This is a genomic window from Shinella yambaruensis, assembly GCF_022899355.1.
Lineage (GTDB): Bacteria > Pseudomonadota > Alphaproteobacteria > Rhizobiales > Rhizobiaceae > Shinella > Shinella yambaruensis.
Genome location: NZ_JALJCK010000004.1, coordinates 301018 through 323201, shown reverse-complemented (window position 1 = coordinate 323201; position 22184 = coordinate 301018). Strand labels below are relative to the sequence as shown.

Annotated in this window: 19 protein-coding genes and 1 tRNA gene; 9 read left to right on the top strand and 11 right to left on the bottom strand. The window is 67.7% G+C overall.

Features of this window, described 5'->3' with window-relative positions; all coding sequences use genetic code 11:
• Positions 1 to 9: 9 nt before the first annotated feature.
• A complete protein-coding gene (pbpC, locus tag MUU56_RS11515; RefSeq protein ID WP_244767439.1) occupies positions 10 to 2094 on the top strand; it encodes a penicillin-binding protein 1C in 2085 nt (694 codons plus the stop codon).
• Between the two features lie 174 nt (positions 2095 to 2268).
• Here pbpC and MUU56_RS11510 read toward each other — a convergent pair whose 3' ends face one another.
• The 10 genes from MUU56_RS11510 to MUU56_RS11465 all read right to left on the bottom strand — a co-directional run bounded on the left by MUU56_RS11510 (position 2269) and on the right by MUU56_RS11465 (position 15905).
• Entirely contained in the window at positions 2269 to 3069 is an 801-nt protein-coding gene (locus tag MUU56_RS11510) for a crotonase/enoyl-CoA hydratase family protein (RefSeq protein ID WP_244767438.1), read from the bottom strand.
• A 111-nt stretch (positions 3070 to 3180) separates the two neighbouring features.
• Entirely contained in the window at positions 3181 to 4056 is an 876-nt protein-coding gene (locus tag MUU56_RS11505) for a hydroxymethylglutaryl-CoA lyase (protein WP_244767437.1), read from the bottom strand.
• Positions 4053 to 6038 carry an acetyl-CoA carboxylase biotin carboxylase subunit gene (locus MUU56_RS11500; protein WP_244767436.1) on the bottom strand — a complete coding sequence of 662 codons (1986 nt, stop codon included), beginning with the start codon at positions 6036 to 6038 and terminating at the stop codon, positions 4053 to 4055. The genes MUU56_RS11505 and MUU56_RS11500 overlap by 4 nt, the downstream gene beginning before the upstream one ends.
• Positions 6039 to 6086: 48 nt before the next feature.
• On the bottom strand, positions 6087 to 6470 hold the full coding sequence (locus MUU56_RS11495) for a RidA family protein (RefSeq protein WP_244767435.1): 384 nt from the start codon (positions 6468 to 6470) through the stop codon (positions 6087 to 6089).
• Positions 6471 to 6483: 13 nt separating this feature from the next.
• On the bottom strand, positions 6484 to 8091 hold the full coding sequence (locus MUU56_RS11490; protein ID WP_244767434.1) for a carboxyl transferase domain-containing protein: 1608 nt from the start codon (positions 8089 to 8091) through the stop codon (positions 6484 to 6486).
• Positions 8091 to 9239 carry an isovaleryl-CoA dehydrogenase gene (locus MUU56_RS11485; protein WP_280531031.1) on the bottom strand — a complete coding sequence of 383 codons (1149 nt, stop codon included), beginning with the start codon at positions 9237 to 9239 and terminating at the stop codon, positions 8091 to 8093. The genes MUU56_RS11490 and MUU56_RS11485 overlap by 1 nt, the downstream gene beginning before the upstream one ends.
• A gap of 95 nt (positions 9240 to 9334) precedes the next feature.
• Positions 9335 to 12796 (bottom strand): indolepyruvate ferredoxin oxidoreductase family protein, encoded by a 3462-nt coding sequence (locus MUU56_RS11480; protein WP_244767432.1) that lies wholly within the window; start codon positions 12794 to 12796, stop codon positions 9335 to 9337.
• A 164-nt stretch (positions 12797 to 12960) separates the two neighbouring features.
• A complete protein-coding gene (locus MUU56_RS11475; RefSeq protein WP_024270192.1) occupies positions 12961 to 13413 on the bottom strand; it encodes an Lrp/AsnC family transcriptional regulator in 453 nt (150 codons plus the stop codon).
• 15 nt (positions 13414 to 13428) lie between these two features.
• Positions 13429 to 14580: a fumarylacetoacetate hydrolase family protein gene (locus MUU56_RS11470; protein WP_244767624.1), complete on the bottom strand. Its 1152-nt coding sequence runs from the start codon at positions 14578 to 14580 to the stop codon at positions 13429 to 13431.
• A 134-nt stretch (positions 14581 to 14714) separates the two neighbouring features.
• Positions 14715 to 15905: an MFS transporter gene (locus tag MUU56_RS11465; RefSeq protein ID WP_244767431.1), complete on the bottom strand. Its 1191-nt coding sequence runs from the start codon at positions 15903 to 15905 to the stop codon at positions 14715 to 14717.
• Between the two features lie 79 nt (positions 15906 to 15984).
• Here MUU56_RS11465 and MUU56_RS11460 point away from each other — a divergent pair, with 79 nt between their 5' ends.
• Entirely contained in the window at positions 15985 to 17004 is a 1020-nt protein-coding gene (locus MUU56_RS11460; RefSeq protein ID WP_263193561.1) for an AraC family transcriptional regulator, read from the top strand.
• On the opposite strand, the gene MUU56_RS11455 is transcribed toward MUU56_RS11460, so the two are convergent.
• Positions 16983 to 17057, bottom strand: a tRNA-Thr gene (locus MUU56_RS11455). The two genes, MUU56_RS11460 and MUU56_RS11455, sit on opposite strands and share 22 nt — an antisense overlap.
• Before the next feature lie 149 nt (positions 17058 to 17206).
• Here MUU56_RS11455 and MUU56_RS11450 point away from each other — a divergent pair.
• The 7 genes from MUU56_RS11450 to infA all read left to right on the top strand — a co-directional run bounded on the left by MUU56_RS11450 (position 17207) and on the right by infA (position 22118).
• Entirely contained in the window at positions 17207 to 17407 is a 201-nt protein-coding gene (locus tag MUU56_RS11450) for a hypothetical protein (protein ID WP_244767429.1), read from the top strand.
• A gap of 168 nt (positions 17408 to 17575) precedes the next feature.
• Positions 17576 to 18868, top strand: coding sequence for a UDP-N-acetylglucosamine 1-carboxyvinyltransferase (gene murA / locus MUU56_RS11445; RefSeq protein WP_244767428.1), 1293 nt, complete (start codon positions 17576 to 17578; stop codon positions 18866 to 18868).
• 159 nt (positions 18869 to 19027) lie between these two features.
• Positions 19028 to 19465: a DUF2948 family protein gene (locus MUU56_RS11440; protein WP_244767427.1), complete on the top strand. Its 438-nt coding sequence runs from the start codon at positions 19028 to 19030 to the stop codon at positions 19463 to 19465.
• A 44-nt stretch (positions 19466 to 19509) separates the two neighbouring features.
• Positions 19510 to 20808, top strand: coding sequence for a histidinol dehydrogenase (gene hisD / locus MUU56_RS11435; RefSeq protein WP_244767426.1), 1299 nt, complete (start codon positions 19510 to 19512; stop codon positions 20806 to 20808).
• Between the two features lie 3 nt (positions 20809 to 20811).
• Positions 20812 to 21288 carry a UPF0262 family protein gene (locus MUU56_RS11430; protein WP_133036693.1) on the top strand — a complete coding sequence of 159 codons (477 nt, stop codon included), beginning with the start codon at positions 20812 to 20814 and terminating at the stop codon, positions 21286 to 21288.
• 4 nt (positions 21289 to 21292) lie between these two features.
• Entirely contained in the window at positions 21293 to 21754 is a 462-nt protein-coding gene (locus tag MUU56_RS11425) for an arsenate-mycothiol transferase ArsC (protein WP_037405840.1), read from the top strand.
• A gap of 145 nt (positions 21755 to 21899) precedes the next feature.
• Entirely contained in the window at positions 21900 to 22118 is a 219-nt protein-coding gene (gene infA, locus MUU56_RS11420) for a translation initiation factor IF-1 (protein WP_004435948.1), read from the top strand.
• Positions 22119 to 22184: the final 66 nt, after the last annotated feature.

Sequence of the window (22184 nt, the reverse complement as noted above, 5' to 3'; positions counted from 1 at the left end):
GCCCGGCCGATGGCGCTCTGGCGCAAGCTCCTGATCGGCTCCCTCGGCGGGGCGGCGTTCATCGTCGCCCTCGCCGCCGGGCTCGACCATGCCGATCGCGCCTATCCGCCGCCGGTCGACGTGGCGGATATCGTCTCGAAGGAAGTGCTCGACCGGGACGGCCGCCTGCTGCGCGCCTTCGCGACGCCGGACGGGCTCTGGCGGCTGAAGACCACGGCCGCCGATGTCGATCCGCAGTTCCTGCGCATGCTCGTCGCCTATGAGGACCGGCGGTTCCACGAGCATGCGGGCGTCGATCCGCTGGCGCTGCTGCGCGCGGCCGGGCAGTTCGTCACGAATGGCCGCATCGTCTCCGGCGCCTCCACGCTCTCCATGCAGGTCGCCCGGCTGATCGAGCCGCGCGAGAACCGCTCGATGCTGGCCAAGCTGCGCCAGATGGCCCGCGCCATCCAGCTCGAACGGCGCCTCTCCAAGGCCGAGATCCTCGATCTCTACCTGACGCTCGCCCCCTATGGCGGCAACTTGGAGGGCGTGCGCGCCGCGAGCCTCGCCTGGTTCGGCAAGGAGCCGAAGCGTCTTTCCGTCGCCGAAGCCGCCCTTCTCGTCGCCCTGCCGCAGCTTCCCGAAAAGCGCCGGCCGGACCGGCACCGTGCGAGTGCGGAAAAGGCGCGCGAGCGCGTGCTGACCCGCATGGCCGTTTCCGAGGTCATCGGCGAAGGCGAGGCGGAGCGCGCGAGCGCCGAGGCGGTGCCCGACCGCCGCCGCCAGCTTCCCGCCTATGCCGCCCACCTTTCGGAGCTTGCGCTGCGCAAGGATGCCAGGGCAACCGAACACAGGACGACGCTCGACCGCACCGTGCAGGACGGGCTGGAGACGGTGGCGCGCGAGGCGGCCGAGCGGCTCGGCCCGAAGGTCTCGATCGCCATGGTGATGGCCGATGCCCGCACCGGCGACATCCTCGGCGAGGTCGGCTCGGCGGACTATTTCGACGGCGGCCGTGCCGGCTGGATCGACATGACGCGCATCCGCCGCTCGCCCGGTTCGGCGCTGAAGCCCTTCATCTATGGCCTCGCCTTCGAGGAAGGCCTCGTCGCGCAGGAGACCATCGTCGAGGACCGGCCGGCCGATTTTTCCGGCTACCGGCCGCGCAATTTCGACATGACCTACCAGGGCGACGTCAGCGTGCGCAAGGCGCTGCAGCTGTCGCTGAACGTGCCTGCCGTGCGCCTCCTGGAGGCGGTCGGCCCGACGCGGCTGATGGTGCGCTTCCGCCGCGCCGAGGTGCATCCCGAACTGCCGCCGGGCGAAACGCCCGGCCTTGCCATCGGCCTTGGCGGCGTCGGCATCACGCTGCGCGATCTCACCCAGCTCTATGCCGCGCTTGCCAATCGCGGCATGCCGGTGCGCCTCGGCGACGGCATCGTGCGCGATGCGGCGGTGATAACGGGCGACCCGCTGCTCGATCCCGTCGCCGTCTGGCATGTCTCGGATGCGCTCTCCGGTGTCACGCCGCCGGCCGGCAGCCGCCGCCTCGGCATCGCCTACAAGACCGGCACGAGCTACGGCTACCGCGATGCCTGGTCCGTCGGCTATGACGGCCGCCATGTGCTGGGCGTCTGGGTCGGCCGGGCCGACAACGGCGCCGTGCCGGGCCTGACCGGCTATGGCGCCGCCGCGCCCATCCTGTTCGAAGCCTTCGCCCGGTCCGGCCTCGCCATCACGGCGCTGCCGCAGGCACCGGCCGGCGCGGTGCGCATTGCGCAATCCGAGCTACCGGCGAGCCTCCGCCGCTTCTCGACCACGGCAAGCGGCCTCGTTGCCACGACGGCGCGCGAACCGGCGCCGGAGATCGTCTATCCGCCGGAAGGCGCCCATGTGGAGCTCGGTGCGACGACGGGCGCGGCCATCTCCCCGCTCGTGCTCAAGCTCCAGGGCGGCCGCGCGCCCTTCCGCTGGCTTGCCAACGGCAAGGTCCTGCCCGATGCCTCGCGCCGGCGCACGACGCAGTGGATGCCGGAGGGCGCCGGTTTCTCGACGCTGACCGTCATCGACGCCGCCGGGCGGGCGGCGAGCGTCAGGGTGTTCATCGAGTAGCAGGGGTTGCCCCTCATCCGCCTGCCGGCACCTTCTCCCCGCAAGCGGGGCGAAGGGGATATGCCGCGCCGGTTTCCTCAAACAATAACTGCTCGTGGGGCACGTCCCCTCTCCCGCTTGCGGGGAGAGGGTTAGGGTGAGGGGCCAAGCCAGAGCCTCAATGTCACCGGAACATTACCTCGCCGTATCCGCCAGCACCCACCCCGCCTTGCGCTTCTCCAGAAACGCCGCGATCCCTTCCGCCGCTTCCGGCGTTTCCCAGGTATCGGCCAGCCGCGTCAGCGTCATCTCGATGACCTTCTCGTCGATCGGCGAAGCGAGCGCATGCGCAAGGGCCTTCGTCGCGGCAACCGCCTCGGGAGACGCCGCGAAATAGGGGGCGATCTCCGCCTCGACCGCCTCGTCCAGCGAGTCGGGCGCCACGATGCCGCTCAAGAGCCCGATGCCCCGCGCCGCCGCCGCATCGAACAGGCGGGCGGACGTCGCAAGGCGAAGGAAGGCGGCGGGGCCGATGCGGGCGGCGACATAGGGGCTGATCGTCGCCGGGATGAGGCCGAGGCGGGTTTCCGTCAGGCCGAAGCGCGCGCCCTCCACGGCGATCGCCGCATCGCAGACGCTGACGAGGCCGACGCCGCCGCCATAGGCCTGGCCGTTGACCCGGGCGACGAGCGGCTTCGGCAGGTCGCACAACGCCTTCAGCATCAGGGCGAGCCGGCGCGCCTCGACGATCCGCTCTTCGCGCGTGGCGGCGATCTGCTCCTTCATCCAGTTGAGATCGCCGCCGGCGCAGAAGCTTTCGCCCTCTCCCGTCAGCACGACGAGGCGCACCGCGCGGTCCTCGCCGAGAAGACCCGCGACGACCGTCAGTTCGCGGATCATCAGGCCGGACAGCGCATTGTGCTGCGCATGGCGGCGCAGCGTCAGCGCGGCCACGCCGCGCCGGTCGACGGATACGGAAATCGTCTCGAAATTCATGACGGCACTCCTCCTGGCTGAACACTGAACATCCGGACTGGAACGGCTCCAGATTCTTGTTTCCACCGCATTTACCAGCGCCGAAGCGGTGCCGCTTCGGCCGGAAATCCTCTAGACTCGCGCGCCCGGCGTCTCCTTGCCGGCGATGCGGCGGGCGAAGGCGGCGGCGGCGAGGAGCCGCGTGCGATCCAGCCCCGTCTCATAGCCTTGCCCCGCCAGCATGTCGGCGACGGCCAGCGTATCCACATTTCCGCGCGCGCCCGGTGCATAGGGGCAACCGCCAAGCCCGCCGACCGAGGCATCGAAGACGGCGAGCCCATGATCGAGCGCGACGCGGATATTGTCGAGCGCCATCCCGCCCGTATCGTGGAAATGGCCGGCGAGCCTCTCCGGCGCGGCGGCGGCAGTTACGACGGCCAGCATGGCCGCGACCTCTTCCGGGCGGGCGCGGCCAATCGTGTCGCCGAGGCTCACCTCGTGGCAGCCGAGGTCCAGCAATTGCCCGGTCACCCGCGCCACGGCGGAGGGCTCCACCGGCCCGTCATAGGGGCACTGCACGACGCAGCTGACATAGCCGCGCAGCGGAATGCCGTCCACCCTCGCCGCGTCGGCGACGGGCCGGGCACGCTCGATGCTCTCGGCGATCGAGCAGTTGAGGTTGGCCCGCGAAAAGCCTTCGGAAGCGGAGAGGAAGACGGCGACCTCGTCGACACCGGCGGCCTTTGCCGCCTCGTAGCCCTTCATGTTGGGCACCAGCGCCGCATAGGAAACACCGGGCCGACGCGCGATGCCGGCCATCACCTCGGCACCGTCCGCAAGCTGCGGCACCCATTTCGGGCTGACGAAGCTCGTCGCCTCGATGCGCCGGAAGCCGCAATCCGACAGGCGATCGATCAGCGCGATCTTGTCGGCGGCGGGGATGATCGCCTTCTCGTTCTGCAGGCCGTCGCGGGCGGCCATCTCGACAATCTCGACGCGCCGGCTCATGCGGCCTCCTCCGGCTCCAGCGCCAAAAGCAGGGCGCCTTCCGCCACCTGGTCGCCCGCGGCGACGGGTACCGCCGCCACGACGCCATCGCGCGGGGCAGCCAGCACCAGCTCCATCTTCATCGCCTCCATGGTCACCAGCGCATCGCCGCGCGCGACGCGCGCGCCCGGCGCGACGGAGACGATGCGCACCAGCCCCGGCATGGGGGCCAGGAGCCGGTCGCCGCCTGCCGCCGCCTCGCCCTGATGTCCGGCCTCCTGCGTGACCGCGAAGGCATGGCCGTGGCCGGCGAAGAAGACGGCGATATCGGCGCCTTCCCGGTGGATCGTCGCGGGCAGGAGATGCCCGTCGAACTCCGCCTGGACGGCGCGACCATCCGCCGATTGCACGCGGATATCCGTTGCCATGCCGTCATGGTCGATGCGGAAGCGATCCTTGCCAAGCGCGGTGACACGCAAGGCATGTTCCGCGCCGCCATGATCGAGAAAGACGGTCTGGGCCGCATTCCCCCACAGGCGGAAACCGCGGACATGACCCCACGGATCCGGATCGGCCGGCGCATCGAGAAAACCGAGCGCCGAGAGGGCGGCGAGCGTAAAGACCTCCTCGGAGGCATCCGGATCGGCCAGCAGTCCCTCGCCGGCCCGGCCGATGAGGCCCGTATCGACATCGCCCGCGGCGAAGGCCGGCAGGCGGCAGAGACGGGCGAGAAAACCGGCATTGGTCGTCAGTCCGCCGACGCGGCAGGCGGCGAGTGCCGCTTCGAGCCGCGCCAGCGCCTCCTTGCGGTCGCGGCCATGGGTGATCACCTTGGCGATCATCGGGTCGTAATAGGGGGTGATGATGTCGCCCGCGCGTACACCCGAATCGATGCGGGCTTCGCCCGGCAGGTCGAAGACGGTGAGGCGGCCGGTCGCCGGCAGAAAGTCGCGAGCCGGGTTTTCCGCATAGAGCCGGGCCTCGAAGGCCCAGCCGTCGATGACAAGGTCCTCCTGCCGCTTCGGCAAGGGCTCGCCGGCGGCGACGCGCAGCTGCCATTCCACGAGGTCGAGGCCGGTAATGGCCTCCGTCACCGGATGTTCGACCTGCAGGCGCGTGTTCATCTCCATGAAGTAGAAGCGGTCCTGCCGCAGGCCTTTGGAGACGTCGGCGATGAATTCGACGGTGCCGGCGCCGCTGTAGCCGATGGCCGCCGCCGCGCGCACCGCGGCCGCACCCATCACGGCCCGCATCTCCGTCGTCATGCCGGGCGCGGGCGCTTCCTCGATAACCTTCTGGTGCCGGCGCTGGAGCGAGCAGTCACGCTCGAAGAGATGCACGACATTACCGTGCCCGTCGCCGAAGACCTGCACCTCGATATGGCGGGGTTTTGCCATGTATTTCTCGACCAGCACGCGGCCGTCGCCGAAGGCGCTTTCCGCCTCGCGCCGGGCGCTTTCGAGCGCGGCGGTAAAATCGGCAGGCCGCTCCACCCGCCGCATGCCCTTGCCGCCGCCGCCGGCGCGGGCCTTGATCAGCACCGGATAGCCGATCGCCGCCGCCTCGCCGGCGAGGAAATCGGCCTCCTGCCGTTCGCCGTGATAGCCCGGCACGACCGGCACGCCGGCCTTTTCCATCAGCGCCTTGGCGGCGTCCTTCAGCCCCATGGCCCGGATGGCGTTTGCCGAGGGGCCGATGAAGACGAGGCCGGCCGCCTCCACCGCCTCGACGAAATCGGGATTCTCCGAGAGGAAGCCGTAGCCGGGATGCACCGCCTCCGCGCCGCTCGCCTTGGCAGCCGCGATGATGGCGGGGATGTCCAGATAGCTTTTCGCCGCCTCCGCCGGGCCGATGCGGATCGCCTCGTCGGCCATGGCGACATGCAGGGCTTGCCGGTCGGCGTCGGAATAGACGGCGACCGTCGCAACGCCCATGCGGCGGGCGGTGCGGATGACGCGGCAGGCGATTTCGCCGCGGTTGGCGATGAGGATCTTTCTGAACATCCTGCCTCCGGCAAAACGGATAGGGAAACGCGGGACGGGTCCCACGCGTTATTGTGCCGCGATGGCCTCGACCTCGAGCATCCACTTCTCATCGAAGATCGCGCAGATGACGACGCTCATCGCCGGGGCGATGGCGCCGAGATATTCGCTGCGGATCTCGCGGTTGGCGGTCGCGTGGTGCCGGTCGGAGAGAAACGTCGTCACCTTGACGAGATCGGCCTTGGACATGCCCGCCGCCTTCAGCTGCGCATCGATGTTGCGCCAGACGAGCCGCGCCTGTTCCTCGAACGTTTCCGGCACCTTGTCGTCGTCCGACACGGGAATCTGGCCGCTGATGAACAGCAGCTTCTTGAAATCCTCGATCTTGACGGCCTGCGAATAACCGCCGCGCGGGGTGGGTGCGTTCTTGGCATTGATGGTTTCGCGGTTCATGGCATTCCCTCCTCTACATCCTGAAGACGCCGAAACGGGTGGGCTCGACCGGCGCATTGAGCGCCGCCGAGAGTGAAAGCGCCAGCACGTCGCGCGTCTTGCGCGGATCGACGATGCCGTCGTCCCAGAGCCGTGCCGAGGCATAGAGCGGGTGGCTCTGCCGGGCGAACATGTCGATGGTCGGCTGCTTGAAGGCGGCCTCCTCCTCGGCGCTCCAGCTGCCGCCAGCGCGCTCGATGCCCTCGCGCCGGACGGTGGCGAGCACCCCCGCCGCCTGCTCGCCGCCCATGACGGCGATGCGGCTGTTCGGCCAGGTCCAGAGGAAGCGCGGCGAATAGGCCCGGCCGCACATGCCGTAATTGCCGGCGCCGTAGGAGCCGCCGATCAGGACGGTGATCTTCGGCACCTTCGCCGTCGCGACGGCGGTGACGAGCTTCGCGCCATGCTTGGCGATGCCCTCGGCCTCGTATTTGCGGCCGACCATGAAACCGGTGATGTTCTGCAGGAAGAGAAGCGGGATACCGCGCTGGGTGCAGAGCTCGATGAAATGCGCGCCCTTGAGGGCGGCCTCGGAGAAGAGCACGCCATTGTTGGCGATGATGCCGACGGGAAGACCGTGCAGCGCGGCAAAGCCGCAGACGAGCGTGGTGCCGAAGCGCGCCTTGAACTCGTCGAAGCGCGAGCCATCCACCACGCGGGCGATCACCTCGCGCACGTCGTAGGGCGTGCGGGTATCGGCCGGCACGATGCCGAGCAAATCTTCCGGGTCGTAAAGCGGTGCATCGCCGTCGCCGACCTTCGTAAACTTCGGCTTATGCGTATTGAGATTGGCCGCGATCTGGCGGGCAATCGCGAGCGCATGGCGGTCGTCGCGCGCGAGATGGTCCGCGACGCCGGAAAGGCGGGTATGCACGTCGCCGCCGCCGAGATCCTCGGCCGTCACCACCTCGCCCGTCGCCGCCTTCACCAGGGGCGGGCCGGCAAGGAAGATCGTGCCCTGGCTCTCGACGATGACGGTCTCGTCGCTCATGGCCGGCACATAGGCACCGCCGGCCGTGCAACTGCCCATGACGACGGCGACCTGCGGAATGCCGGCGGCGGACATCTGCGCCTGGTTGTAGAAGATGCGGCCGAAATGATCGCGGTCGGGGAAGACCTCGTCCTGGTTCGGCAGGTTGGCGCCGCCGGAATCGACGAGATAGATGCAGGGCAGCCGGTTCTCCGCGGCGATCTCCTGCGCGCGAAGATGCTTCTTCACGGTGATGGGATAATAGGTGCCGCCCTTCACCGTCGCATCGTTGCAGACGATCATGCATTCGCGGCCGGAGACGCGGCCGATGCCGGCGATCATGCCGCCGGAGGGCGAGGCGCCGTCATAGAGGCCGTGGCCGGCGGTGAGGCCGATTTCGAGGAAGGCGGAGCCGGGATCGAGCAATTGCGCGACGCGGTCGCGCGGCAGGAGCTTGCCGCGGGAAACGTGGCGCTCGCGCGCCTTCGCCCCGCCGCCATCCATGGCAAGGCCCGCCGCCTCCTCCACCAGAGCGAGTGTCTCCAGCATGGCCTTGCGGTTCGCCGCAAAGGTCTCGCTGCGGATGTTCACGGCCGAGGGGATGACCGGCATCACAGCGTCTCCTGGAAGATTTCGCGGCCGATGAGCATGCGGCGGATCTCCGAGGTGCCGGCGCCGATCTCGTAGAGTTTCGCATCGCGCAGCAGGCGGCCCGTCGGATAGTCGTTGATATAGCCGTTGCCGCCGAGGGCCTGGATGGCCTCGAGGGCTAGCTTCGTTGCGCTTTCGGCGGAGAGCAGGATGCAGCCGGCGGCGTCCTTGCGCGTGGTCTCGCCCCTGTCGCAGGCGGCGGCCACGGCATAGACATAGGCGCGCGCGGCGTTGAGGGCGACATACATGTCGGCCACCTTGCCCTGCATCAGCTGGAACTCGCCGATCGGCCGGTCGAACTGCTTGCGCTCGTGCAGATAGGGGATGACCACGTCGAGGCAGGCGGCCATGATGCCGAGCGGGCCGCCCGAGAGCACGACGCGCTCATAATCGAGGCCGGACATCAGCACGTTGACGCCGCGCCCGACGGTGCCCATCACGTTTTCCTCCGGCACCTCGCAATCGGCGAAGACGAGTTCGCAGGTATTGGAGCCGCGCATGCCGAGCTTGTCCAGCTTCTGCGCCGTCGAGAACCCCTTGAACCCCTTTTCGATGAGGAAGGCGGTGATGCCGCGCGGGCCGGCGTCCGGATCCGTCTTGGCATAGACGACAAGCACATCCGCATCCGGCCCGTTGGTGATCCACATCTTGTTGCCGTTCAGCACATAGCGGTCGCCTCGCTTTTCGGCGCGCAGCTTCATCGAGACGACGTCGGAGCCCGCGCCCGGCTCCGACATGGCGAGCGCGCCGACATGCTCGCCGGAGATCAGCTTCGGCAGGTACTTTTCCCGCTGCGCGGCGCTGGCATTGCGCACGATCTGGTTGACGCAGAGGTTGGAGTGGGCGCCGTAGCTGAGGCCCACCGAGGCGGAGGCGCGGCTGATCTCCTCCATGGCCACGCAATGGGCGAGGTAGCCCATGCCGGATCCGCCATGGCTTTCCGGCGCGGTGATGCCGAGCAGGCCGAGATCGCCCAGCTCACGCCAGAGCGGCATGGGAAAGGTGTTGCTGCGGTCGATTTCCGCCGCCTGCGGGGCGATGCGGTCGCTCGCAAAACGCCGGACGCTCTCCCTGAGCGCGTCGATTTCCTCACCAAGCCCGAAGCTCATCGCAGCATCGTACATGTCCGTCCTCCCCGGTCGGATGCCCGGCATCCGCCTGCTTTCTCAATTTGCGGAGCCGGATGACCGGCGCCATCGCGGCCTCAGGCGGCCGCCCTGTGTTGTCCTGCCGTATCGAAGGCCAGGCGCATTTCCGCCTCGCGTGCCCTCACCCGCTTCACCGCCGCCTCCTTTACCGGGCCGTAACCACGAATTTCGCCGTAAAGCGACAGCAGCGCAACGGCGGCGTCGAGGTTCTCGCGACAGAGGTTTTCGAGCACATGCTCGGTGAGCGCCACGTAGTCGGCGATGAGCTGGCGCTCCATGCGGCGCTCCGCCGTGCGGCCGAACGGGTCGAAGGCGGTGCCGCGCAGGCCCTTCAGGCGGGCGAGCAGGCCGAAGGCCGGCAGCATCCAGCGGCCGAAGCGGCGTTTCCGCGGGCGGCCGTTCGCATCCTCGCCCTTCAGGAAGGGCGGCGCGAGGTTGAAGGCGATGCTGTACTTGCCCTCGAACTGCTCGGCCAGCCCCTGCTTGAAGGCCGGGTCGGTGAAGAGCCGCGCCACCTCGTATTCGTCCTTGTAGGCGAGGAGCTGGGCATAGACATGCGCGACGGCGCGGATCAGCCGGTCGTCCGGCCCGAGCGCCCGTTCCGCCTGGCGCACGCGCTCGACCAGCGCCTTGTAGCGATCGGCCAGGGCGGCGTTCTGATAGGCCGTCAGGTGTTTCATGCGATGGGCGACCAGCGCGTCCGGCGCCATGGTCTCCAGCATCGCGATGGGCTTTCCGGGGGCGAGCAGGCGTTCGGCGCGGGCCGGGTCGGCGGCGATCAGGCGGCCCCAGCCGAAGGCGGAGAGCGTGGCGTCGACGGCGACGCCGTTCAGCACGATCGCCTGTTCGATCGACTGGCGCGTCAGCGGGATCAGCCCCTTCTGCCAGGCAAAACCCGTCATCAGGATGTTCGTCGCCATGGCATTGCCGGCCACCTTCTCAGCGATCGTCGTGAAATCGAGAAGATGGGAGGGGTCGCGCAGCGCCGCCCGCACCGTGCCCTCGACATCGCGGCGGCGGAAATCGAAGTCCCGCTTGCGCACGAAATCGGCGACCGGCGTCAGCTTCGTGTTGACGACGCCCGTCGTACGGTGGTGGTCGCAGAGCGTCACGGCATCCTTCGAGGCGGCGACCACGTCGTCGGCGGCCAGGAGGAGATCCGCACCGCCCGTGACGATGCGCGGCGAGGAGACATCCTCATCGCAAAGGCCGATGCGCAGGTGGCTCATGACGGCGCCGCCCTTCTGGGCAAGGCCCGCCATGTCGAGGATCATCGGCGCCTTGCCGTCGAGATGGGCGGCCATGCCGAGGATGGCGCTGATCGTCAGGATACCGGTGCCGCCGATGCCGGCAATGGCGATGTTGTAGGCGCGGTCGCCGATCCGCACGATGTCGGGCTCAGCAATACCGGTCATGTCCGGGTTGGAGCGCGCGGCCTTGCGCAGCCGGCCGCCCTCGACCGTCACGAAGGACGGGCAGAAACCCTTGAGGCAGGAATAGTCCTTGTTGCAGGTCGACTGGTTGATCTTGCGCTTGCGGCCGAATTCCGTGTCGAGCGGTTCGACGGAGACGCAGTTCGACTGGGTGGAACAGTCGCCGCAGCCTTCGCAGACAGCGGGGTTGATCATCAGGCGGACCGGCGGGTCCGCCATCAGGCCGCGCGAGCGGCGGCGGCGCTTTTCCGCCGCGCAGGTCTGCACGTAGACGATGGCCGAACAGCCGGGCGCCTCGCGGATATCGCGCATCACCCGGTCCATCTCGTCGCGATGGCGCACGATGACGCCGGGCGCGAGCATCGCCGGCGAGTATGCGTCCGGATGGTCGGAAACGAGGTAGATCGGCGCCACGCCCTCGTCATGCAGCTGCCGCGTCATCACCTCGGGACTGAGCGGGCCATCGACAGGCTGGCCGCCGGTCATGGCGACCGCGTCGTTGTAGAGCAGCTTGTAAGTGATGTTGACGCCGGCGGCGACGGACTGGCGGATCGCCAGGATGCCGGAATGATAATAGGTGCCGTCGCCGAGATTGACGAAGATGTGCTTCTCGTCGCTGAAGGGCGCGATGCCCGACCACGGCACGCCCTCGGCGCCCATATGGGTGAAGGTCGTGGTGTCACGGTCCATCCACTGCACCATGTAGTGGCAGCCGATGCCGGCCGTGGCGCGGCTTCCCTCGGGCACCTTCGTCGAGGTGTTGTGCGGGCAGCCGGAGCAGAAATAGGGCACGCGCTCGACCGGCGCCGTGTGCGCCTTGCGGATCTTCTCGCGTTCCAGGAGATAGGCAAGCTCGTCGGAAATGACCGTCTTCAGGCCGGCATCGAAATCGAACTGCAGGAGACGGGCGGCGATCGCCCGCGCCACCATGCCGACGGACAAAGCCTCCGACAGCGGCAGGAACGGCTTGTCCTGATGGTCGAACTTGCCGACGATGCGCGGCCGCTCGCCGTGATGCCAGTTGAAGAGCTGCTGCTTGATCTGGTTCTCGATGATCTCGCGGCGTTCCTCGACGACCAGCACCTCCTCCAGTCCCTGCGAGAAGTCACGAACCCCTTCCGGCTCCAGCGGCCAGGGCATGCGGACCTTGTAGATGCGCATGCCGATCTCGGCCATCTCGGCCGGGCCGAGGGAAAGCTCCTTCAGCGCCTGCAGCACATCCTCATAGGCCTTGCCCGAGGCGATGATGCCGAAGCGGGCGCGCGGCACGTCGTGCGTCACCTCGTCCACCCGGTTGGCGCGGGCAAAGGCGATGGCCGCATAGCCCTTGTAGGTCTGGAGGCGTTCGTCCTGCGGCAACGGCGGGTCGGGCCAGCGCAGGCTGAGGCCGTCCCGCGGCAGCTCGAAATCCTGCGGGATGACGAACTGCCGGCGCTCGCCCGCAAGATCGACGGAGGCCGTCGTCTCGACCGTGTCGGCGATGAACTTCATGCCGACCCAGCAGCCGGAAAAGCGCGACATGGCCGTGCCGAGCAGGCCGTATTCGACGAATTCGTGGATCGAGGAGGGATAAAGCACCGGGATCAGCGCCGACATGAAGGCATGGTCGGACTGGTGCGGAATGGAGGACGACTTTGCCGAATGGTCGTCGCCGGCGAAACAGAGCACGCCGCCATGTTTCGCGGTGCCGGCAGCGTTGGCGTGCTTCAGCACGTCGCCGCAACGGTCGACGCCCGGCCCCTTGCCGTACCAGTAGCCGGCAACGCCGTCATAGCGCGCGCCCGGCGAGAGGTGGAGCTGCTGCGTGCCCCAGACGGCGGTGGCCGCCAGGTCCTCGTTGACGCCCGGCCGGAACACGATGTCGTGCGCCGCCAGATGCTTCTTCGCCTTTGCAAGCTGCTGGTCGTAGCCGCCGAGCGGCGATCCGCGATAACCCGAGATGAAAGCGGCGGTGTTCAGCCCCGCGGCCCGGTCGCGCCGCATCTGGACGATGGGCAGGCGCACGAGTGCCTGGGTGCCGGAAAGGAAGATCCTCCCCTCCTCGGCCATATACTTGTCCTCGAGAGAAAAGCTCTGCTTGAGCATGACCTCCTCCTCGATGGCCCTCCTCCGTGAAAGCCATCCTCCATATGTAGGAGCTTACCCATGGAATGGGAGGAGCGGGTCCCTATTTTCGCGACGGCGAATCACAGTTTCGGGATGGCATCCGCAAAAGCGGCCACTGGGCGCAAAGCCATCCTCATTTCGCGTCAGATCGGAACGCGGTGCGTGTTCTTCAGCTCGTCGAGCGCGAAGCTGGAATTGACGAAGCCGACGCCCGGCAGGCGCAGCAGCGCCTTCTTCAGGATCTCTTCGTACTGGCGCACGCTGCTTGTCAGAACGCGCAGCACATAGTCATGGTCGCCGGTCATGGAATAGCACTGCACGACCTCCGGCATGTGCTTCACCGCCTTCTCGAATTCCAGCAGCGTCGCCTCGTCGTGCTGCTTCAGCCGCACGAAGCAGAAGACCGACACCTCGAAGCCAACGCGCTTCGGATCGACGGCGACGATGCGGCCGCGGATGATGCCCTGCCGCTCCATCTCCTTGATGCGCCGCCAGCAGGGCGTATGGCTGAGGCCGACGCGCTCGCCGATCTCGGCGACCGTCAGCTCCGGTTCGCTCTGCAGCAGCCGCAGGATCTTGCGGCTCGTCTCGTCCATGCCGCCTTCACCCATCTAGAGGAGCCCGCGGGAGGAGAGGTTGCGCATCAGCGCGGTGATGCCGAAGGTCCAGGGCGGGCATTCGGTGGAAAGGCGCACGGTGTTTGTGAGGGCGCCCAGCTCGGCATTGGAGATCGTCACCCGGTCGCCGGTCTTGTGGGTAAAGCCCTGGCCGGGGGTGTCGCGGTCCTCGACGGGCGCGAAGAGCGTGCCCATGAACAGCAGGAAGCCGTCAGGATATTGATGGTGCTTGCCGATCGTCTGGGCGACGAGGTCGAGCGGATCGCGGCTGATCTCGCGCATCGTGCTGCGGCCCTTCAGGACGAAACCGTCCTCGCCCTCGATCAGGAGGTCGAGATCGGCCTTGCGCACGTCGTCGATCGCATAGGTCTCGTCGAAGAGGCGGATGAAGGGCCCGATGGCCGCCGAGGCATTGTTGTCCTTGGCCTTGCCGAGCAGCAGCGCCGAGCGGCCCTCGACATCGCGCAGGTTCACGTCGTTGCCGAGCGTCGCGCCCTTGACGCGGCCCTGGCTGTCGACCGCCAGCACGATTTCCGGCTCCGGATTGTTCCACCTGGAGATCGGATGCAGCCCCACCGAGGCGCCCCAGCCGACGGCGGCCAGCACCGGCGCCTTGGTGAAGACCTCGGCATCCGGCCCGATGCCGACTTCCAGATACTGCGACCAGACGCCTTCCTCGATCAGCGCCGCCTTGACCTTGGCCGCCGCTTCCGAGCCCGCCTTCAGGTCGCGCAGGCTGTCGCCGATGATGGCGGTGACGCGGCCGCGCACCTTCTCCGCCAGCGCCGGATTGCCCGCCGCCTTCTCCTCGATCACGCGCTCGATCATCGAGCGGGCGAAGGTGACGCCGCAGGCCTTGACGGCCTGGAGGTCGCACGGCGCGAGCAGGTGCAGCCGGGAGAAATTGCCGGCGCCCTCGACGGAGGCCTCCAGCACGGCATCGAGCGTGCCGAGCGGATCGCAGGGCGCCGCGCGGGCGACAGCCGCCGGATCGTCCGTCTCCAGGAGGTCCCGCATCGTCGGGATGGCCCGGGACGTGATGTCGCACAGCTTGCCGTCGCGCAGCATCACCACTGCCGGCCCCTGCACATCCGGCCGCCAGACGCGCCCGACAAAAGTTCCCCGCGAAAAATCGCCTGCCGTCATCGTCACACGCCGCTCCTCCAAGAATCCTCGACTGGAGTTCTAGACCGAAAAGCATGACGGGGAACAGGGTGAAGACAGGCACACGCAAACGAAAATAGGGAGATGGCGGACGGGAACGCCGCCATCCCGTGCGATCAGGCCGGCCGGGTGCGCACCGCCGAGACGATGGTGAGTGCGGCCAGCAGCAGCACGGCGCCGCTGGCGACGAAGACGCTCGTCACGCCGGTTGTATCGAACAGGGCCCCGCCTGCGGCGGCACCGGTCGCGATGGCGAAATTGATGGCGGCGACGAAGAGGCCGCCGGCGCTTTCGGCCTCGTCCGGCACGGCGCGGGTGATCCAGGTCGACCAGGCGACCGGCACCGCGCCGAAGGCGAGACCCCAGAGCGCGACCATGGCCGCATCGCCGGCAAGGCTGCCGCCGAAGAGGGCGAGCGAGAGGGCGAGCGCGCCCATCACCACCGGCATGATCGTCAGCGTGAAGCGCATGGAACGTTCCAGCAGCACGGCGCCGAGATAATTGCCGAAGAAGGTGGCGATGCCGAAGCCGAGCAAGACGGCCGAGAAGCCCTCGACGCCGAGACCCGTCACCGTTTCAAGGAACGGCCGTATATAGGTGAAGAAGGCGAAATGGCCGGTGAAGACGAGCAGGATCGCGAACATCGCGAAACCGACGCCGGGCCGCATCAGCACCTCGAAGAGCGTGCCGAAGCGCGAATGGCCGCGCGGCGGAAGCGAGGGCAGCGTCGCAAGCTGCACGACGAGCGCCAGCGCGCCAAGCACGGCGGCGCCTAGAAAGACGTTCCGCCAGCCGACGATATCGCCGACATAGCTGCCGACGGGCGCGGCGAAGACCGTGGCCGCCGACACGCCGAGGAACATGACCGACAGGGCCTTCGGCACATAGGCCTCCGGCACCAGCCGCATCATGGTCGCTGCCGAGAGCGTCCAGAAGCCGCCGAGCGCCATGCCGAGCAGCACCCGCCCGGCCAGAAGCATGGCGAGGTTCGACGCCATCGCCACGAGGAGGTTCGAAAAGATCAAAAGGACCGAAAGGCCGAGCAGCACGAGCCGCCGGTCGATCCTGCGCGTCACCACCGTGACCAGCAGGCTCGTCGCCAGCGCGACCGCCGCCGTCGCCGTCACCGCCTGGCCGGCCATGCCCTCGGATATCCGAAGATCGGCCGCCATCGGCGTCAGCAGGCTTGCGGGGAGGAATTCCGCGCCCACCAGCCCGAACACGCCGAACGTCATCGATATCACGGCCCCCCAGGCCGGCCGCGCATCCGCTTCGCTCTGCGGCGCCGCGATTGTTGCATCCGTCATCTGCCATCCCTTTCCTGTTGCAGTGCGTGCTCCAAGAGGTGGGTTGAAATGCAAGACGCACAATGTCATTTTATCCGCAATGTTTGATCGATCGTCCGACTCCGCAAAAAACCTGCACGACCCCGTCAGCGAACTGCTGATGGGCATGCGCCTGCGCGGCGCGAGCTACGGCCGGCTCCAGCTCAGCCCGCCCTTCGGCATCCGCTTTCCGGCGGGGCCGGAAGCCCGCTTCCATTTCGTCGCCCGCGGCAAGGTCCTGCTGCGCGCGCCGGGCGAGGCCGGGCGCGAACTTTGCTGCGGCGATGCCGTGCTGCTGCCACGCGGCGAGGTGCACGAGATCGTCACCGGACCGCATGTCCAGATCCGTGACTACGAGAGCTATACGCGAAAGCCGCTCTGCGCCGATGTGGCGGCGGTGGAGGCCTGCATCAAGACGGCGGACCCGGAAAACGACACGCTGATCTTCACCGGTCGCATGGAGTTCGAGCTCGACACGCTGCATCCGCTCGTCGGCCTCATGCCGCAGATCATGTCGGTCGGCGCGCTGATCGGACGCCAGCCCGAGCTGATGCCGCTGCTCGACGCGATGGAGCGGGAGATGGGGGAGGAGCGCGTCGGCTCGGCCGGCATCCTCGCACGCCTTGCCGACGTGGTCGCCGCCTCCATCGTGCGCGGCTGGGTGGAATGCGGTTGCGGCGATGCGACCGGCTGGATCGAGGCGCTGCGCGACCCGCGCCTCGGCCGCGTCATCGCCGCCCTCCACCGCGAGCCCGGCCGCAACTGGACGCTCGCCGACATGGCTGAGGAAATGGGCAGCTCCCGCTCGGTCTTCGCAAAACGCTTCGTCGAGGTGACGGGCGTGACGCCGCAGCGCTACGTGCTTGCCCTGCGCATGCGTCTTGCCGAACAATGGTTCCGCCGCGACAAGCTGTCGATCGACACCGCCGCCCGCCGCCTCGGCTTCGGCTCCCAGGCCGCCTTCGCCCGCGCCTTCAAACGCGTCGTCGGCGAACCGCCCGGCCAGACGCGCAGGAAGGCGGCAACGGGTGCGGAAAATGGAAAGAAAACGAGGAAGAATGGTGCTGCTAGAGAGATTTGAACTCTCGGCCTCTCCCTTACCAAGGGAGTGCTCTACCCCTGAGCTATAGCAGCATCCGGCGAAACGAAGGTCTGTTCCGCGTGAGCGAGGGCCTATTGCCATAGGTCATCCGGCAGTGCAAGCGGCGATTTTGCGATTGTTGCAACAAATCTGGTGATGGCAGTGCTTTTTTGCCGGGATGGATTTCGATAAGAGGACGGGCATGAGCGGCAAGGACGAGACGAAGAGCGGGAAGATCAGGACCGAAGCGGAGATTCGCGCGGAGCGGCTGGCCAAGACGCTGCGCGACAATCTCCAGCGGCGAAAGCAGCAGGCGCGCGCCCGCCGGGCCGGCGCGGCGGATGAAACGACCGGACTTCCGGGGGGACGTCCTGCCGCAAAAAAAGACGAATCGGACGGTTAGTCGGGCATGTCTTCACCCGAAGACGACGGGGATGGTTTTCCAACCGGCGCGCGCAAAAGGGCGGGCGGCCGGCACGGTCTTCATTTTTCGATCGCGATGCTCTAAAGAGGCCGCCATCTCCGAAAGCCGAAATTCTTTGAGAAAGGCGGGCCCGGCCCGTAATCGCACATGGATCGTATCCGAATTGTAGGCGGCAACGAACTTAAGGGCACCATCCCGATTTCCGGCGCCAAGAATGCCGCGCTGCCGCTGATGATTGCCTCGCTCCTCACCGACGACACGCTGACGCTGGAAAACGTGCCGCACCTCGCCGATGTCGAGCAGCTCATCCGCATCCTCGGCAACCACGGCGCCGACATTTCCGTCAACGGCCGCCGCGAGCGCCAGGGCGAAGGCTATTCCCGCACGATCCATTTCACCTCGCGCAACATCGTCGACACGACGGCGCCCTACGAGCTCGTCTCGAAGATGCGCGCCTCCTTCTGGGTCATCGGCCCGCTGCTCGCCCGCGAAGGCAAGGCCCGCGTCTCGCTGCCGGGCGGCTGCGCCATCGGCACGCGCCCGGTCGACCTCTTCATCGAGGCGCTCGCCGCGCTCGGCGCGAAGATCGAGATCGACGGCGGCTATATCGAGGCGACGGCGCCGGACGGCGGCCTCGTCGGCGCGCGCTACACCTTCCCGAAGGTCTCCGTCGGCGCAACGCACGTCCTGATGATGGCGGCGACGCTCGCCAGGGGCACGACGGTCATCGGCAATGCCGCCCGCGAGCCGGAGGTGCAGGACCTCGCCAAGTGCCTCAACGCCATGGGTGCGAAGATCTCCGGTGCCGGCACCGCGACGATCACCGTCGAGGGCGTCACCCAGCTTTCCGGCGCGCGCCACCGCGTGCTGCCCGACCGCATCGAGACCGGCACCTATGCCATGGCCGTCGCCATGACGGGCGGCGACGTGACGCTTGAAGGCACCGATGCCGCATTGCTCGACACCGCGCTCGAAGCGATCCGCCGGTCCGGCGCCGAGATCACCTCGACGGAAAGCGGCATCCGCATCGTGCGCAATGGCGGCGGCATCAAGCCGGTCGACGTCGTCACCGACCCCTTCCCGGGCTTCCCGACCGACCTGCAGGCGCAGTTCATGGGCCTGATGACCAAGTCGAGCGGCATTTCGCACATCACCGAGACGATCTTCGAGAACCGCTTCATGCATGTGCAGGAGCTGGCCCGCCTCGGCGCGAAGATCTCGCTCTCCGGCCAGACGGCCAAGATCGAAGGCGTTGAGCGGCTGCGCGGCGCCCCGGTCATGGCGACGGACCTGCGCGCCTCGGTCTCGCTCGTCATCGCCGGCCTTGCCGCCGAAGGCGAGACCATGGTCTCGCGCGTCTACCACCTCGACCGCGGCTTCGAGCGGCTCGAGGAGAAGCTCACCCGCTGCGGCGCCGTCGTCGAACGCGTCAGCGACTGATCTTCCCTGCGCGGCGGGCGTTGCAGTCTGCCGCGCGCCGTCCTATCTCGTGGAAAAGACCGGATGCCGCAAACCGCGGTGTCCCCAAGCATTTTCCCGCAATGCCGCTTGCGAAGGCGCTTCCCGCTCCCTTGCCGGCTTGCCCCCGAAGGACGCACCATGGACAGCCTGAAACTGCTCGCCCTCGACACGGAAGACCTCTCCGTCGTTTCCGCCCACCTGCAGGACGCCGTCTTCAAGACCGACGGCCTTTCCTATGACCCCCGCCACGGTGTCTTTTCCGTCATCGTCAACCGCTTCGTCTGGGAAAAGGCGGTCGGCCGCGGCAAGGCCTTCGAGCGCCGCCGCGCCGTCGTCGCCTTCAAGCGCGTCAATACCGTCCGCTCGCTCGGCATCGACCGCAAGGACCAGGACGCCGTCTTCTCCCTGCTCGCCGTGAATTTCTCCCGGAAGGGCGAAGGCCCGGACGGCACGCTGGAACTCGTGCTCTCCGGCAGCGCCTCCATCGCGCTCGATGTGGAATGCGTCGAAGTTCAGCTTGCAGATACCGGCGGGGCATGGGAAACCAGCTTGAAGCCCCGCCATCCGGCGGTTTGAAGGATTTGCCGGCGCTTTGGCCGGAAGACGACAGGACGGACGACTTGGCGATCAGACTTGACTACCAGAGCAGTGATTTCGAAAGCCGGTTCGCTGCCTTCCTGACCACCAAGCGCGAGGTCTCCGAAGACGTCAATGCCGTCGTGCGCGCGATCATCGACGATGTGCGCGCCCGCGGCGACGCGGCGCTGGCCGACTATTCGAGGAAATTCGACGGCCTCGACTTTGCCGTCACCTCCATGCGCGTCTCGCTGGAGGAGATCGAGGCAGCCTATGACGCGGTCGATCCGAAGATCATCGCCGCACTGGAACTGGCCGCCCAGCGCATCGAAAAGCACCATGCCCGCCAGCGGCCGAAGGACGACATCTACGAGGACGACATCGGCGTCGGCCTCGGCTCGCGCTGGACGGCGATCGACGCCGTCGGCCTCTACGTGCCGGGCGGCACCGCGAGCTATCCGAGCTCCGTGCTGATGAACGCCGTGCCGGCCAAGGTCGCCGGCGTGCCGCGCCTCGTCATGGTCGTGCCGGCAAAGGACGGCGAGATCAACCCGGCCGTGCTTGCCGCCGCGCGCATCGCCGGCGTCGACGAGATCTACCGCATCGGCGGCGCGCAGGCCGTCGCGGCCCTCGCCTACGGCACGCAGACGATCGCGCCCGTGGCCAAGATCACCGGCCCCGGCAATGCCTTCGTCGCCGCCGCCAAGCGCCAGGTCTTCGGCACGGTCGGCATCGACATGATCGCCGGTCCCTCCGAAGTGCTCGTCATCGCCGACGCCGACAACGACCCGGACTGGCTCGCCGCCGACCTTCTCGCCCAGGCCGAGCACGATGTCGGCGCCCAGTCGATCCTCGTCACCGACAGCTTGGTGCTCGCCGATGCCGTCGAGGCCGCCGTCGAACGGCAGCTGAAGACGCTGGAGCGCGCGGAGACCGCCGCCGCCAGCTGGCGCGATTTCGGTGCCGTCATCCTCGTGCCCGACCTTGCGAAGGCCGTGCCGCTCGCCAACCGCATCGCCGCCGAGCATCTGGAGATCGCCACCGCTGACCCCGACGCGCTGATGCCGAAGATCCGCAATGCCGGCGCCATCTTCGTCGGCCGCCACACGCCCGAGGTCATCGGCGACTATGTCGGCGGCTCGAACCATGTGCTGCCGACCGCGCGCTCCGCCCGCTTCTCCTCCGGCCTGTCCGTGCTCGACTACATGAAGCGCACCTCGATCCTCCGTCTCGATGCCGGCCAGCTCCGCGCCCTCGGCCCCGCGGCCATCACGCTTGCCGAGGCCGAAGGGCTCGGCGCGCATGCCCGTTCCGTCGCCATCCGGCTCAACCTGGAGACATAGGGCATGGGCAAGAAGGGCAGCTTCCGCCTCTGCGACGTGGTGCTGGACGACACGATCGGCCGCGCCACGCCGGATGTGGAGCACGAGCGTGCCGTTGCCATCTTCGACCTCATCGAGGAGAACTCGTTCGAGCCGATCGGCCATGCCGGCGGCCCCTACCGCCTCAACCTCTCGCTGCTCGATAGCAAACTCGTCTTCGCCATCCGCACCGAGGCGGGCGAGGAGGTGGCCACCCATATCCTCTCGCTGACGCCCTTCCGGCGCATCGTGAAGGACTATTTCATGATCTGCGAGAGCTACTACCAGGCGATCCGCTCGGCAACGCCCAGCCAGATCGAGGCGATCGACATGGGCCGGCGCGGCATCCACAACGAGGGCTCGCAGACGCTGATGGACCGGCTCTCGGGGAAGATCCGCTTCGACTTCGACACGGCCCGCCGGCTTTTCACGCTCGTCTGCGTTCTCTACTGGCGCGGGTGAGCGGATGGAGGGCGTCTTCCCGGCACCACAGGAAGCCCGGTCGCGAACGCCTCGTTCGATTCTCTTCATGTGCCGCATGAATGCGGTGCGCTCGCCGATGGCCGAGACGATCGCCCGCAGCGTGCTGCCCGGCACCTATGTCGCCTCCGCCGGCGTGCGCCCCGGCGAGCGCGACCCCTTCGTCGATGCCGTGCTCGGCGAGGTGGGCCTGTCGCTCGGCCGCCATGCGCCCCATTCGCTCGACGAGCTGGAGGACGATTACTTCGACCTCATCGTGACGCTCGCTCCGGAAGCGCATCATGCCGCGCTCGAGCTCACCCGTTCGATGGCCGTCGACGTCATGTACTGGCCGACGCCCGATCCGACGGTGGCGACCGGCACGCGCGAGCAGATTCTCAGCTCCTACCGCGAGGTTCGCGAATTCCTGAAGATGCTGATAGAGAAGCGTTTGAAGGCCCCCGGCTAGGCGCAGGACAGCCCTGTTTCCGGCAAATGCAGAAAGCCGGCGCTTCGGTGTTCACAAAGCACCGGGGATTGTGTAGTTTCCGGCAACTTTTTCGAGGCGGGCATCCGGCCTCCCCGAATCCACCCTACAGGAATATCGCTCAAAGATGGCAAAAGAAGAAGTCCTCGAATTTCCCGGCGTCGTGACGGAACTGCTCCCGAACGCCACCTTCCGCGTCAAGCTCGAAAACGAGCACGAGATCATCGCGCACACCGCGGGCCGCATGCGCAAGAACCGCATCCGCGTTCTCGCCGGCGACAAGGTGCTGGTCGAGATGACGCCCTACGACCTCACCAAGGGTCGCATCACCTACCGTTTCAAGTAAGCTCCTCCCAGCGGGACCTGCGGCCGCGGCCTTGTCCGGCCCACGGCCCGAGAGCTGAAACCGGCG